This window comes from Deltaproteobacteria bacterium (assembly GCA_016235345.1).
GTDB lineage: Bacteria > Desulfobacterota > Desulfobacteria > Desulfobacterales > Desulfatibacillaceae > JACRLG01.
Genome location: JACRLG010000004.1, coordinates 1 through 14,738, shown reverse-complemented (window position 1 = coordinate 14,738; position 14,738 = coordinate 1). Strand labels below are relative to the sequence as shown.

Here is a 14,738-nt window from a genome sequence, read left to right as displayed (position 1 = left end):
TATGACGCTCATAGCCGCCATCGAGGCTCAGAAATATCTGCACCCCATGCTCTTGAAAAAACTCGATCCTTTCAGGGTTCAATAGAAGGCCGTTGGTGCAAAGCCCCAAAGAAGCGCTGAATACATTGTTTGATTTTTCATTCTCGATCCAGCTTATATAATCGATTATGAAATCCCAGTTCAAAAGGGGTTCCCCCCCGAAAAACACAACGGTGAACGATGGTCGCCCGTTTTCCATGTTCAGCGAATTGTCGGCTGCAAACCGGGTGGCCTTGATTCCCATTGAAAGGTCCATGTATTTGACGGGCTCATGGTCGTGGTGGCCATAGCAGTCTTTGCAGTTCATATTGCAGTCGGTGGTGACCATGAGGTCTATTCCGCGAAACAGTATTTTTTCCCTGGGCATGTCTTCTCCGTAAACGATTCCGAACTTTTGCGACTAATCGACGCCTTCAATCTTCCGATGTTTCTTCGGGTATGAACCTCTTGAAATGTATGAGAATACGCCCGCAGCCGTTTTAGAATTCAGGCGTATCAAGCAACAAGATTCCTTTGGTGCGGAGGTATTTTCATCAGGCTAAACCATGCTTCCCGCAATCGTCAAGACAAAAAGAGTTCTTTGGGAAGAGCGGAACCGCGTTATAACCCTTGATGTATATAAAAAGTTGACATCGCAACTGGAAGATAATATGCATAATCATTGGATAACTTCCGCCAGCCAGGCCGCCGAGAGATTAAGTCAGTTTCAATCATGAAATTCCTATGGCAGTGTGTTGCTTTGCCCGTGTCAACCAAAGGAAATGAATAGATGTCGCTTACAAAAAGTTCAAAAGTTAAATCATGCTTGCCTGTCAATTATAATTTTAAACATCTCAATAATGAACTATACCATTTTTTTAATGATATTGAACGCGGGATTATGCATGCTCCTTATATGGTTCAAATTTTATTACCATATTCATGTCGTCTTAATTGTTTATTTTGTGGTAGTAGACCATTCAAACAATGTAAAAAATTTGGATATTCGGGTGTGCTTCAATATATTAAAAAAGTATATTTTGAGTTTCTAAAAATTGATTATACTTATACACAGCGTCTTGAAGCTTTATTAAATAGTAATATCAGTCAACTTAAATTAATCGCAATAGAAAATAATATAAATCCAAATATTATTGACTATATAGATTCTATATCAAAAGAATCAACAATGCTTTCTACAATATATCTTCCATACCGTGTTATTATAAAATTGAAATACGAACTTCAGCAATTAAATGCCAACCAGCAGATAATCATTATTGCCTATGTTACAAGATGGGTGTCAAAACTTTTAGTTGAAAACGGTCTCGATTTTACAATGGACATTGAATATTATTTAAAATTAATTAATGAAGCAGCTGAGATGGGCAGTAAAATTATTTCTCTTGGCGGTTTTAATGACATGTTTAGCTCTGATGAATATTTGATTCCAATAATGAAACTTGTAAAATCATCTGGGATGTATGGCGTAGCTCATACATCAGGTTTTATTGTAAATGAAGCATTAATGGAAGCTATGATAGACCTTTCATGGGATGAGATTAATTTAAGCCTTCATACAACTATCGATAATATCGCCAAATTTTTAAGAGGCTCAAAAGACTATATAAAACAAGTCGAATCATTTATAGCTAAATTTAATAGAATCAAGAAAAAAAAGAATAAAAAACTTCCTAATATCAATTGTGTGAATGTCTTAAATAAGTTTAATTATAAAGAAATCGTGGATATGATGAGATGGGTTAAAGCTCATGAAATCAATAGTTTATATTTTAATCCAATGTGGCTATATTCAAAAGAATCTTTTGATATCAAAATGGAAAATAGCGATATTGAAGAATTTAAATATTTGATATCAAAAAATATTATGAAAATTAGAGATTTTCATTTAAGCACAAATATCGAAGAATTGTTGGAGCTTGAAACTATGCATGTTTCGACAGTTTATTCAGACCCGCCAAGCATAGAAGATGTAGAAACACAATTCAAAGATTATTCGCCAATGTTGAAACATCCATGTTCTGAAAGTTCTGAAACCTGCATAGACAATTCTGTTTGCCCCGCGCCATGGTTTCAAATCGCAATAGATAATCAGGGTGGACCCAAGTTATGCGCCAACCACTTTATGGCCCCGTTCACATCAAATATTCACACCCAGTCACTTTCCGAAATTTGGTACGGTGAGGAATTCAATCTTGCCCGAAGAAATTATGTCGAAGGGAAATTACCCATCGAGTGTTCTCGATACTGCTCGCAATATCCATCTTTCTATATTAAAAAAATACTAGAAGAGTATTTAGGAATGAAAAATTTCATAAATTCAGGCCAAGTCATGCCAGAATCTTTTCTCGGTATAATTTCATGACCGCCTAAACGCCTGAAACATTACTACCGAATTTTTTCACATTATTGTGACATACAAGATTTTGACAATCCGATGGCAGTCTTGTAGACTCGCCGAACCTGTATGCCGGACTGCGTGGAACCCGGTCTGAACAGATTCTGTATAGTTTCGATTTCCTGGCCGCCACAATTCCGGAGCCCGAATTATGACCCCCCAGCTTGTCCCCTTTCTCGTGCTTTCCGTTTCTGCGACTCTGGCCACTGCCATCCTGATGTGCTATCTGTACTGTAACTACGGGCGGGCCTTGCTTTATCACTGCCTGTTTTTCGGGCCTGTATTTTTCCTGGTGCAGGAGTACATGCAGTCCAACGGCATGCTTTTACCCCACGTTTACAGTTTCAGCAATCAGGCTGCTGTCACTTTGCTGGGCGTACCTCTTGCCGCCGTTGTCGGCCATATTTTCACCTTCGCCCTTGGGTTTGCTTTAGGTGCCCGAATTTTAAGAAACCTCCATTTGCCTCGCAACGTCTCCCTTATGATGATCATTTCCATTCCCATGACCATGGGGGTTGCCTACTTGATTGAGATATGCGGCACCACGGCCGGATGGTGGACATGGGGCAGCGGCGGAGTTCCATGGTGGCAGGACCCTGAGCTTAAATGGATGGGCGAGGAAAGCGCAATTTCGTACCTCGGCATTGTGACGCTGGGACCGGGTTCTTTGGGCAATGTCCCCCATGTCCTTTTGGGAGGATGGTCGATGTGGCCGATAAGTTTTTCCATGGCATATATGCTGTTGATGTCGTGGAGGAAAAATTTTTCCGGCTTCCTTCCTTATCTGGGATATGTCTTTGCTTTCCTGATGCTTCTTATTTGCGGAATGAACGCCAGCTTAGGTTTCATCATATTCATTCCCATCCTGGCCGAGGGTGCGCGAACTTATGGAAACCGCACGATCCTTGCGGAAAACCTTTCCCTGCCGCGCCGCAAGGAACTGACCGGATACCTGGAAGCCTACGGTGATTTCATTGCCTATTTCATCCTCATGGGAGTGGTTCTGTACGTTGAGATTTCAGCCGGGTTTTCCGTTAATTTCATCCCGTCCTGGATTCCCTTGGGCTACTTGACCCTGTTGGCGTTCGTTCGCAGCCGCCGGATCGTTATCCTTTTGCTTGCGGCCTTGGTGCCTCCTGTTTTCGCCTCCAATTTCATAGACTTTTCGCCACTCTGGATAGCCCCGTTCAAAATCTTGTACTATGGAGCAGCCATCACCGCCCTTGCCCTTATTATCCCGGAAGGCATGCGCAGGCTTTATCTTTTGACAAAAAACAAGATATAAGGAACCTTTCCATTCTGCCATTTCTGGCCATTACGAGACCTTTTACCCTGCTTCCCCCCTTTCTCGGTATCGTCACTGGAAGCCTTGCCGCACTGGGTGCGCTTCGGGTTTCCGGAAAAACCGGCCTTATCGAAGGGATGGAAGCCTACGGCCCCTTCATTCTTACCGGGGCCGTAATGTCGGCAATGCTGAACGCGGGCTCCAACGTGCTAAATCAAATAACGGAAAAAGCCCTGGACGCAAAGGCAAAGCCTCACAGGGTGCTTCCCAGTGGGCTGATGAAAGTATCAACGGCCACTTGGTATGCGGCATTTCTGTATGCTTCAGCCCTGGTCCTGGCCTTTCGGATCGAGCCTGTTCCGGGCGAACACAGCGCGTTTTGGTGCGCCGCAGCAGCCGCAACAGCCACTGTCCTTTACTCCGTAAAACCCTTTTACCTGAAGTCACGCGGCTGGTGGGCCAATGTCACCATCGCGGTTCCACGAGGCTGCCTTTTAAAGGTGGCTGGATGGGCCTGCGTTGCAGGGGTTTCGGACATCGAACCCTGGTTTATAGGGCTCATCTTCATGCTGTTCCTTCTGGGCGCGGCAACCAGCAAGGATTTTGCGGACATGAAAGCCGACGGCGAGGCTGGCGTCCGCACCCTGCCGGTAATTTACGGAGCGGAAAAGGCAGCAAGGCTGGCAGCGCCCTTCTTCATTTTCCCCTGGATGCTCCTGGCCGTGGGGGTTCTTTGCCCCAGGCCCGGAGGCGGCCATATTCTCCACGCCGGAACGCTCCCCACCTTAGGCGTCAGCCTTGCGCTTGCCTCATACGGATTTTACGTGGCACGTCTGATGCGGAAGCCTTCTGACACAGACCTTGAGGGAAACCATAAGGCCTGGAAGCATATGTATATTTTGATGATGTCGGCTCAAGTCGGGCTTCTTGTGTGCTATTTTGGGCAGGAAGGGATGGGTTGATGACGGCTTTGAAACAGGACCCGGCCTCGGAGTATTTCTCTGCCCTGCATAAGTCGGTGAATGACGAGTTGGAAAGGCTCATGCCTTTTTCCACGTCCAAAATTCTGGATGAGGCCATGCGCTACGCGCTGTTTCCGGGCGGCAAGAGGCTCCGGCCCATTCTGGCCATACTTTCCGGCGAAATTTTTTCCGGGCGCAGCAAGGCGCTCCTTTCCATTGCGGCCTCCGTTGAAATGCTTCATGCGGCGTCTCTCGTCCTGGACGATCTTCCGGCCATGGACAACGCCCAGGCGCGGCACGGAAGGCCCTCCCATCACCTTGTCCACGACGCGGCCCTTTCCGTGTTATGCGGACACTCCCTGGTTTCACTGGCCCTCTATCTGCCCACCCGGTCCGGTCTTTCCGATAGGGCCTGCCGAATTATCACCGCCGAGCTTTCCGGTTGCATTGGCCCGATAGGAATGGCGGCTTCGCAGGCGGACGATCTTCTTGGAAACGCATCTTCCGAGCAGGAAGCCGTCAAAGTCGCTTACGGCAAAACAGGATACCTGTTTGCCTCAGCGGCCTTTTGCGGTGCGGCGGCATGCGGCGCGACCAGCGAACAAAGTGAAATCCTGCGTTCTTTTGGGTTTCACCTGGGTGTTGCCTTCCAAATCGCGGACGATATTTCGGATCAACACGCCGAGGATTTATCCCGCAGTTGCGTGAACGTGGCGAATGTCGTGGGAAGAAAGAGGGCCGTGGAAATCCTTCACAACGAGCTTGGCATGGCTGAGGAAAAGGCTGGAAGCATTGGCGGCGCCGGTTCTCTTTTGGTGCTGACCGGATGGGTGCGAAAAAATGTCAGCAATGTCCATTAACCCAGGGCGACTGAAGCTGGAGCTTCTGTGTCTGGGAGCAAGGATCGAGCCGGGTTGTGACCCGGAAGGGGACACCCGTCCTGTCAAGCGTACGCGGGGAGGCCTTGGAAGCGGCCTGGATGCCATCCTTCCGCACGGGGTATGGGTAAATATCCCTGTGAAGGAGAATTTCGCCAGAAAATCCCCGTTTTCCATTCGCAAGAAATCCGGCAGGTACTCCCTGTGGAGCCAGGGACGACTGGTCTGCCCCATAGTGCTCCCGCAGATGCCCGCCTGGTATGAATACCTCACTTCTTCGGGCCTTCCTATGGACCGGGTGGCGGTCATGCAAGGAACCTACCTTGCGGCGTATCCATCCGGGCCATGCCGGTTCTGGGAAAGCTCCCCCCCCAAAAACTGCCGGTTCTGCTCCGTTGGTCTGTGTCTGGGCGAAACCGAGAGCGCCCAAAAGTCGGTGGAGGACGTGGTTGAAACCGCAAGGGCCGCCAGAAAGCATGAAGGCATCAGCTTCGTGCATTTCAACACGGGTTTCGCCGAAAACGACGGGGGACTTGAAAACGTTTTTCCATACGTGGAGGCCGTGAAGCGCCGCACGGGCCTTCTGGTCGGAGTTCAGTGCCCGCCAGCCCTGGACCTTGCCTGGTACGACCGCCTTAAAAAGGCTGGGGCGGACCATATTTCCCTCTGCTTCGAAATTTTCGACCCAAGGCAGTTTCCCCTTGTCTGCCCCGGAAAGGCCGAAACCTTCGGACGCCTTGCCGGACAGGCGGACGACTCCTTTCTGCGAAGGGGAAGGGACCTGGCCGTAAAACACCTGAAAGGGCTTTCCCCTCATCCAGGACAGCTCATGTTTTACCGCGCCATACTTTACTGCCGCAAGCTGTGGGGCAAGGGTCCGGTTGCGGGCGAGATCATAGCAGGCTTAGAACCCGTTGAAATGAGCCTTGCGGCCGTGGACTTTCTGGCGGAATGCGGCGCCGTTGCCACCGTCTGCGTTTTCAGGCCCTCCACCGGGACAATGCTGGAAAACGCCCCTTCTCCCGATCCGCTGCTGATCGCCCCCGTGTTTGCGCGCCATTACGAGGTCTGCGTCGAAAATGGCCTTCCCATCGGCATCGCTCCTAATATCCGAACAGCCATGGTGCATACGCAAGAGGAAGGCCGGTGGCTCTCCGAAGGTCGGGGCTGGTGGCGGGAATCCGCCTTTCGCGCGAAAAATTCTCTCCTGTCCCTGGGTTTCCGGGCTTTTTTCAAAATGAAAATGGCTTTTCACGGCCTTGTTGCTTTGATAATCTTTCTTAATGAAGATAGTTGATGAGAAGGTTTTTTTAAATCAGCCCCGGTCTCAAATGCCCGGATATTCCGTCTCCGCGGTTTCAGGGAAATTTCGTAAAAAGCCTTTCAACCACCATGCCTTTTTGCTAAAGAGGGGCATGGAAAAGCCCCTGCCCCTCATACTTGCCTCAGGCTCGCCGCGAAGGAAAGAACTCCTTACAGGCGCGGGCCTTGAATTTTCAATCATCGTAAGCGACGTTGACGAGGACATCCCAGTCAAGGGGACTCCCGCAGCCCACGCAAAACACCTTGCCGAAATCAAGGCATCGGCGGTTGCGGAGCTTTACCCGGAAAGCTTCGTGATAGGCGCTGACACCATAGTTGTGGTGGACGGCGACATCCTTGGAAAACCCGCTTCGGAGAAAGAGGCGGAAAGGATGCTCGACCGTCTTTCGGGCCGCGCCCACATCGTGCACACGGGCTGGTGCATAATCTGCCGCAAAAAGGGCTTCAAATTTTCAGGTGTTGAAGAAACTCTGGTCCAGTTCAAGAACCTATCGCCCGATGAAATAAAATGGTACGTCAAAACCGGGGAACCCATGGACAAGACCGGGGCCTACGCCATACAGGACAAGGGGGCGGCCCTGGTGAAAAGCGTGGTGGGCTCCTACACCAACGTGGTGGGGCTTCCCCTGTGCGAAGTTGTTGAGGTCCTGGAACGGGAGGGATTTCGACGCCGTGGACGCTGACTCCGAAACCGCAGCCAGACTGATCGCCGAAAACGTGGCTCGCGTACGTGAGCGCATGGAGCGCGCGGCGCTTGCCTGCGGGCGCGATCCCTTATCGGTGAAGCTCGCGGCGGTGGCCAAGACCGTTCCCGCCCACCTGGTTGCGGCGGCGGTTCATGCGGGGGCGTCCATAGTCGCCGAAAACTACATCCAGGAGGCCAGGGAGAAAATGGAAGCCCTGCCCGGTCTTCCTGTTTCGTGGCACTTCATAGGCCATCTCCAGACCAACAAGGCCCGTTACGCAGCCCGCCTCTTTGACTGTATTCACGCCATCGACTCCGAAAGGCTCGCCGGGGAGCTTTCCCGCAGGCTTCTGATCGAAAACAGGCGCATGGCGGTTCTTATCGAGGTGAACGTAGGCGGCGAGGCCAGCAAGAGCGGAGTCGGGCCGGATGAGGCCCCTGAACTGGCCGCAAAGATAGCCGCCCTGCCCCACCTTGATCTCAAGGGCTTGATGACGATGCCCCCCTGGACCGAAAACCCGGAGGATTCAAGGCCCTACTTTGCGGCCTTACGGAAACTCGCGGAAAAAATCGAGGAACTCGGAATCGAAAAAGCCTCCATTTCCGAGCTTTCCATGGGACTCAGCCACGATTTCGAGGAAGCCATAAAGGAAGGCGCAACAATAATTAGGGTCGGAACCGCCATTTTCGGCGGACGCCGGTAAAAATCAAACGAACGTTCTTTTTTTTCCTGTTTTCTCTTGCCTAAAAGCCCCTCTTACGATAACAATTCCCATATACTTGTTTTAGTCTAAAAACCGGCTGAAGAATCAGCCCCCGCCTTACTCGATCCCGAAGGAAAACAATCATGCACGAAATGGGAATCGCCATGCGGATAGTGGACATCGCAAAGTCCGCAATTCCCCCTGAGGCCAAGGACAGAACCGTAACGGCGGTGACCCTTAGGGTGGGCAAGCTCTCAGCCATTGTGCCTGAAAGCATGAGGTTCTGCTTCACCGTGGTCAGCCGGGACACTCCCCTTGAAGGCGCAAGGCTCGACATAGAGGAAATCCCGGTAACCGCTGTGTGCGAAGACTGCCATGACGATTTCACCATAACCGACGCCGATTTCACATGCCCCAAGTGCAAGGGGCCGAACCTGAAAATTCTCACGGGCCGGGAACTTACCGTGGCCTCAATAGAATTATCCGAATGAGGTAATTGCACAACATCTCGAAACGGCAAATTTTTTTAGGTTGGGTGGTTCTGTGCATTGCTCCGGTTCACCCAACACTTTTGAATCATTTGAGAAATGTTGGGTGAACCCGGTCCTTCGGACCGGAACCACCCAACCTACGATTATGCAATTAACTCCGAGTAACAGCGAATTCTGGAGGATGAACCTTCATGGAAATCAAGATAGTAAAGCGGGTTCTGGCCGCCAATGACTCCATCGCCGAGGAAAACCGCGAGATGTTCGCCGCCAACGGCGTTTTCGTGTTCAACCTCATGAGTTCCCCCGGCTCAGGGAAAACCACGCTTTTAGTGGAAACCTTGAAGCGCCTTGCCCCAAAAATGAGCTGTGCGGTCATTGTTGGCGACATCTGCTCCACCATAGACGCCGACAGGCTCGCCAAGGCGGATATCCCCGTGGTCCAGGTGAACACCGACGAATTCGGGGGCGACTGCCACCTTGCGGCCCACGTCATCCGCTCCGCCGTCTCCTCCCTCGATCTTGCATCCATCGACCTTCTCATCGTGGAGAACGTGGGGAACCTCGTGTGCCCCGCCGAGTTCGACATGGGCGAGGACAGGCGCGGGGTGGTGCTCTCGGTCACCGAGGGCGAGGACAAGCCGGTCAAGTACCCCTTGATGTTCAGGGTCTGCGACATGGCGATTTTGAGCAAGATAGACCTTCTTCCGCATCTGGATAATTTTTCGGCGGAGCTTGCCATTAAAAACATGAAAAGCGTCAATCCCAAGATGCCCATTTTTCCGCTTTCCACCATGACCGGGGAAGGCTTTGACGCATGGATGGAATGGCTTACGAGCCAGGTCGCCGCAAAGAAAAACCGTCAATAAGGAAGGCCCCCATGAGCGAAAAATCGGTTTACGAAAAACTGGGCGAAAAAATCATGGTTCCGGGTTCGGTGCGTATTCCCAAGCTCTTCGCCATGCTGGTGGATGAAAAAGAGGCGGGAATGCTTCTGGCCCTTCCGGCAACCGCCGGGGAACTGGCGGCCAAGGTCGGTATAACAACTGAGGAAGCCGCGAAAAAGCTGGCGGAGTTCTACCACAAGGGCCTTGCCTTCAAGAGCGTCAAGCCCGACGGCGTGCGCTATCGCATGGACCGGGACATTGTTCAGTTTCACGACGCAACCATTCTCTGGGCCGAAGCCCCCAAGGCGTATTTCGAGCTGTGGCAGGAATTCATGGAAACCGAGTGGCCGGCCTACGCAAAAATCGTGGAAAGCGCCATTCCCAAGCCCTTCACCCGCATAATCCCGGTTGAGCAGTCGCTGGATGCCAAAAATCAGATTCTTTCCTTTGAAAGCGCTCGGGAGCTGATCGACACCGCCAAGGTAATCTGCGTCACCAAGTGCACCTGCCGCCTCATAGCCGGAAAATGCGACAAGCCGGTGGAAGTCTGCCTTCAGATAGGAAAGGCCGCCGACTACAACATAGATCGCGGAACGGGCCGCCGGATAACAAAGGACGAGGCCCTGAAAATCCTGAAGGACTCCGAGGAGGCGGGCCTGATGCACGTCACCATGAACCGCTCGGATGACATGCACTTCATCTGCAACTGCTGCGGCTGCTGCTGCATAGCAATGCCGGTGATGATACAGTACGGCACCAGGATGACCGACCCAAGCCGCTACCTTGCGAAAATCGACGCCGACACCTGTGAGGCCTGCGGGGCCTGCGTGGACCGCTGCTGGTTTTCGGCCATAAGCATGGACGAGAAAAAGAACGCGGCTGTGATAAACGCGGATAAGTGCATGGGCTGCGGAGTCTGCCAGGTGGTCTGCCCGTCGGGAGCCCTGACCCTCGTGGAATCGAGGCCCAGGGAGTTCATCCCCGCCGCCTGATCGCGGCTTGGCCCGATAAGCATCACGAAAAATGGCGGATGGACGATTTTTGTCCACCCGCCATTTGTTTATTCGTCCAAAACCGGGGCTTTTCAGATCACGGTGTAGGAATTTTTCGTGCGGTCCTGGATATAGACCTTGTCGTAGGTCTTTGCGGGCACCGACTCGCACCATTGCCGGGCTTGTTTCTGGCAGGCCGGGCAGGCCCAGCGCGGAACGTGAATTGCCAGAATCCTGTATCCCCGGCTTGAGGACGATTCGATCCAAAGGGCCCCGGCGCAGTCGCGGCAGCGGCGGATGCGCTCGGTCTGGAGCTCCTGGATCATGTCCGTGTCGTAGAAGATGTTGCGGCGGCGCTCTATTATACGCCCGTCCTTGTTGATGTCGGGCGGGGGCTGGCTTGTTATGAACTGCTTTCGCACGGTGGATATGGTCTGATCCACGTACTTGTCGACTTCGGGTGTCTGGGCCTCGTACTCGGTGTCGTAATTGGGCTCCTTCACCGTGGCCGTGGGAAGCCCGGCCATGGCCATGATGATGCCCACGTTGATATAAGGAAGGGCCTTTTCCACCGAGTAGCCGCCCTCCAGAACCGCCAGGTGCGGTTTCAGGCGGGCCGTGAGATCGGCGTAGCCCCGAGCCGAAAAATTCATGTGGGTGATGGGGTCTTCGTAGTGGTTGTCCTGGCCTGCCGAGTTTACGATGAGTTCGGGCTCGAACCGCTCTATGAGCGGCATCACCAGCTCATCCAGGGCCGTGCGGAAACCCTCCTCGCCGGTTCGCGGGGGAAGGGGAATGTTTATGGTGGAGCCTATGGCGTTGGGCCCGCCCATGTCGGCGGGAAAGCCGGTGCCCGGATATAGGGTGCGTCCGTCCTGGTGGATGGAAATGAACAGGGTGTCCGGGTCGTGCCAGTAAATGTCCTGGGTGCCGTCTCCGTGGTGGCAGTCTGTGTCCACTATGGCCACCTTGCGCACGTTGTAGACGTCCCTTATGTACTCGATCATCACGGCTTCAATGTTGATGTTGCAGAATCCGCGATTTCCGTGCACCACCCTCATGGCGTGATGGCCGGGCGGGCGAACCAGGGCGAAGGCCGAATCCACCTCGCGCTTCATTACCGCGTCCGCCGCCACAAGGCAGCCTCCGGCGGCGATGAGATGGCTTTCGGTTGTGACCGCCGCCTCGTCGGGTACGCAAAAATGCGTGCGCCTTATATCCGCATAGGTGGCGGGCCGGACCCTGTATTCCACCACGCCGTCAAGGTCCAAAAGACCTTCCTCCATCACCTGGTCCTGGGTGTACAGGAGGCGCTCCTCCCTCTCCGGGTGGGTGGGACTCACGGACCAGTCGAATGCCGGAAAAAAGACCAGGCCGGTCTTGCGCTTCGCGGAAAGCATCAGCATTGCTCCTTTTCCGCCCAGTCCGGAGCTATTCCCGGAACAATGGTGAGCTTCAACCTTATGTTTTTGCCCACCCGCGCCCCGCCACGGACCATGCTGTACTCCTCTTTCTCGGTAACCGCGAAATCGAGTTCGTCCGGGCTTGCGCCCTCGTCAGACGCCCGCTTTTCAAGGATTTCCCGCGCCATGGAAAGGGCTGCCTCCATCGAAAAATCGCGCCTGATGGGAATTTCGAGTCCTGCTTCCGGGATCACAGCCGTGCCGCGCTGGGTGTCGGCCTGGAGAGTGACCTCGGTGGTGACCCTGGCGGCAGCCGCTCCCACCGCGTTGGCAACGTCGTGGAAACGGGGGATCCGATACGGAAGGTTGAAAGCCGCCGCAAGGTAGGGAGCCAGCATGGGCGCTGGCCCGCCCAGGACGATCAGTATGGTGGGGGCGACCCTGGCGCATTCGATGACCTCGTGGATGGTGTACACGGGCCTTGAGTTGACGGAATACAGGAAAGCCTCGGCGGACAAGGCTATGGTCTGGGCCATGTTGGTGAGGATTCGCTCTGCTGCGGCCAGTGGATGCAGGTTGAGGGGACCGGCCACCGCCTCCATTGCCCTTCGGGCCGCTTTAAGGTCCCCGGCGTGGAGGAGCCGGAGCACTATCATGGCGTCGGTGGGAGTGGGAACCGGGCCTCCGAAGGCAACCGCGCTTCCTTCGCGGGTGGGGCCGATCTTGAGGCAGCCCTTGTCGTCCACCCTAACCCTGCTGTCGCCCCCAAGACCCAGGGAGCGCGTTAGAAGCGAACGGATGGATGTGCGGAATTCCCCTAAGGTTATGCCGCGCGGAACGCACAGGGGAACGCCGTCTAAGAGTATGGCCATGTCTGTGGTGGTGCCGCCCACGTCCAGGATGAGCGCGGTTTCCCTGCACCCGTCAAGGGCAAGGGCCCCCATTACGCTTGCCGCCGGGCCGCTCTGGGCGGTCTGGGCCGGGAAGCGGTATGAGCCGGAAAGGCTCACGGTTCCGCCGTCGGGCTTCAAAAGGTAGCGAGGGGCAGTTATTCCACGGCGGGTGAGGGTCTTTTCCAGGGCTGACACGAAGCTGTGATGGACCCCGTGAAGGGCGGCGTTGAGATAAGTTGTGGCAACCCGGCGGGGAAAATTGAGGCTTCCCGAAAAGATGTGGCCCATGGCCACGTAGGAAAAAGAGTCGGTGATCCACTGGCTCATCATGAGCTCGTGCAAGGGGTTTCTCACCGAAAACTTGCCCGCGACCCCGGCGACCCGTATTCCCTGGCGCTTGATGGCGGACACGGCGTTCATCACCGCGCCCCGGTCAATGGGGGTCACCTCGGTGCCACGGTGGTCCATGCAGCCGGAAACCACGTGATAAGACGGCCCCACGGTGAACCATTCGGGGTCCATGCCGGGGCCCGAGCTCACTATCATGCCGGCGGGTTCAAGGTGGTCCTCCACGATGGCGTTGGTGGCGAGGGTGGTGGAGAAAACCGCCCGTCGGACCTCCTTGGGGTCCACCCCTGAAAGAACCTGGTCCAGGGCCGTATCCAGGGTTTCCAAAAGATCGGCCCCGTTCACGGTTTTTCCGTGAGCGACAACGTGGCCGTCCTTCACCAGGACCGCATCAGTCTGCGTACCGCCTACATCGAGACCAAGTATCATGCCCCACCATTATAGTGGCTGGAAAATGCAAGAAAACAGCGAGTCTCCGAATTTTTAGACCTTGGAGCCGGACCATAATCAAAAGTCATGCGATTGTAAAGAGCCCTCGCCGACTTGCCAGAAAAAGGGCGCAAAGGGTCTTGCCGTCCCGTATTTCGCCGGAGGAGATCATTTTGAACACGCGCTCGGAGGAAAACGGAAATACCTCTATGACCTCGTCCGGATCAAGGTTCTGGGTGGCCGGAGAAAGGCCCGTTGCCAGAAAGATGTGGATGACCTCGTCGGAATAGCCGGGAACCGGCAGTATGGACGATAAAAGCTCCATCGCGCCCGCCGAAAAACCGGTTTCCTCGATGAGCTCGCGCCTTGCGCACTCTTCGGGAATCTCGCCCGGATTCAATGTGCCTGCCGGTATCTCCCAGATTTCACCGCCCACCGCGTGGCGGTGCTGGCGGAGAAGCAGAATCCCGCCCTCGTCGGTTACGGCCAGCATGGCAGCAGCTCCCGGATGCCGCACCACCTCGTAGGTGGCCACGCGCCCGGTGGGCAGCATTGCGGTTTCCCGCATCAGGCGGAAAACCCTTCCCCGGTGCAGTTCTTCGGTATCCATGAAATCCTTTCGCACGGCGATGTAGCGGACTCCGGTCGGCCTAAGGGGGGTCTTTCCGGTGAAGTTTCCTTATCCTGAAAAGCTCCTCGAAAATAAATAGGGATTTTTTTAAGGAATCATACTGGATTCGTGAGTTTTCCACGTGGGTCCATTTAACCGGAAACTGGGCCGTGGAAAATCCGTGCACCTTGGCCAGCCACAGGATTTCCGCATCGAATATGACGCTGTCGAGCTTCTGAAGGGCGAAAAGCCTTTTCGCGGCCTTATTGGTGAACATCTTGAACCCGCACTGGGTATCCGGGTAGTTCATTCCAAGATAGACGTTCTGGATGAGGGTGTAGAGCTTGCCCGAAAGCCTTCTGGGAAGGTTCTGGGGCGAAAGCACCGTGGCGCCCGTAACGGAGCGCGACCCTA

Annotated in this window: 14 protein-coding genes and 1 pseudogene (1 of these 15 running past the window's edge); 10 read left to right on the top strand and 5 right to left on the bottom strand. The window is 53.8% G+C overall.

The annotated features are described in order from the left end of the window. A pseudogene (locus tag HZB23_02595) lies at positions 1-406 on the bottom strand (radical SAM protein); it reaches 215 nt to the left of the window's first position. A gap of 402 nt (positions 407-808) precedes the next feature. Between HZB23_02595 and HZB23_02590 the strand changes: the two are divergent. From HZB23_02590 to HZB23_02545, 10 genes are all read left to right on the top strand, one after another. After that, on the top strand, positions 809-2,404 hold the full coding sequence (locus tag HZB23_02590; GenBank protein ID MBI5843541.1) for a radical SAM protein: 1,596 nt from the start codon (positions 809-811) through the stop codon (positions 2,402-2,404). A gap of 283 nt (positions 2,405-2,687) precedes the next feature. Continuing rightward, positions 2,688-3,722: a hypothetical protein gene (locus tag HZB23_02585; protein ID MBI5843540.1), complete on the top strand. Its 1,035-nt coding sequence runs from the start codon at positions 2,688-2,690 to the stop codon at positions 3,720-3,722. A gap of 137 nt (positions 3,723-3,859) precedes the next feature. Continuing rightward, complete coding sequence (locus tag HZB23_02580; GenBank protein MBI5843539.1) at positions 3,860-4,684, top strand: UbiA prenyltransferase family protein; 825 nt, start codon at positions 3,860-3,862, stop codon at positions 4,682-4,684. Continuing rightward, positions 4,684-5,544: a polyprenyl synthetase family protein gene (locus HZB23_02575; protein MBI5843538.1), complete on the top strand. Its 861-nt coding sequence runs from the start codon at positions 4,684-4,686 to the stop codon at positions 5,542-5,544. The genes HZB23_02580 and HZB23_02575 overlap by 1 nt, the downstream gene beginning before the upstream one ends. Beyond that, positions 5,534-6,859, top strand: coding sequence for a hypothetical protein (locus HZB23_02570; protein ID MBI5843537.1), 1,326 nt, complete (start codon positions 5,534-5,536; stop codon positions 6,857-6,859). Before HZB23_02575 ends, HZB23_02570 begins: the two co-directional genes overlap by 11 nt. A 118-nt stretch (positions 6,860-6,977) precedes the next feature. Then, positions 6,978-7,568: a septum formation inhibitor Maf gene (maf, locus tag HZB23_02565; GenBank protein ID MBI5843536.1), complete on the top strand. Its 591-nt coding sequence runs from the start codon at positions 6,978-6,980 to the stop codon at positions 7,566-7,568. Between the two features lie 55 nt (positions 7,569-7,623). Next, complete coding sequence (locus tag HZB23_02560; GenBank protein ID MBI5843535.1) at positions 7,624-8,274, top strand: YggS family pyridoxal phosphate-dependent enzyme; 651 nt, start codon at positions 7,624-7,626, stop codon at positions 8,272-8,274. A 143-nt stretch (positions 8,275-8,417) separates the two neighbouring features. Continuing rightward, complete coding sequence (gene hypA / locus HZB23_02555; protein ID MBI5843534.1) at positions 8,418-8,765, top strand: hydrogenase maturation nickel metallochaperone HypA; 348 nt, start codon at positions 8,418-8,420, stop codon at positions 8,763-8,765. Between the two features lie 191 nt (positions 8,766-8,956). Further along, positions 8,957-9,631 carry a hydrogenase nickel incorporation protein HypB gene (hypB, locus tag HZB23_02550; GenBank protein ID MBI5843533.1) on the top strand — a complete coding sequence of 225 codons (675 nt, stop codon included), beginning with the start codon at positions 8,957-8,959 and terminating at the stop codon, positions 9,629-9,631. An 11-nt stretch (positions 9,632-9,642) separates the two neighbouring features. Beyond that, positions 9,643-10,641, top strand: a complete 999-nt coding sequence (locus HZB23_02545; protein ID MBI5843532.1) for a 4Fe-4S binding protein — start codon at positions 9,643-9,645, stop codon at positions 10,639-10,641. 92 nt (positions 10,642-10,733) lie between these two features. Here the strand turns inward: HZB23_02545 and HZB23_02540 are convergent, their stop codons facing one another. From HZB23_02540 to HZB23_02525, 4 genes are all read right to left on the bottom strand, one after another. After that, positions 10,734-12,041, bottom strand: coding sequence for a histone deacetylase (locus tag HZB23_02540; GenBank protein MBI5843531.1), 1,308 nt, complete (start codon positions 12,039-12,041; stop codon positions 10,734-10,736). Then, positions 12,041-13,714, bottom strand: a complete 1,674-nt coding sequence (locus tag HZB23_02535; GenBank protein ID MBI5843530.1) for a hydantoinase/oxoprolinase family protein — start codon at positions 13,712-13,714, stop codon at positions 12,041-12,043. The genes HZB23_02540 and HZB23_02535 overlap by 1 nt, the downstream gene beginning before the upstream one ends. 85 nt (positions 13,715-13,799) lie before the next feature. Beyond that, entirely contained in the window at positions 13,800-14,324 is a 525-nt protein-coding gene (locus HZB23_02530) for an NUDIX hydrolase (GenBank protein ID MBI5843529.1), read from the bottom strand. A gap of 40 nt (positions 14,325-14,364) precedes the next feature. Continuing rightward, the coding region (locus HZB23_02525) for a hypothetical protein (GenBank protein ID MBI5843528.1) at positions 14,365-14,738 on the bottom strand (374 nt) is incomplete at its 5' end.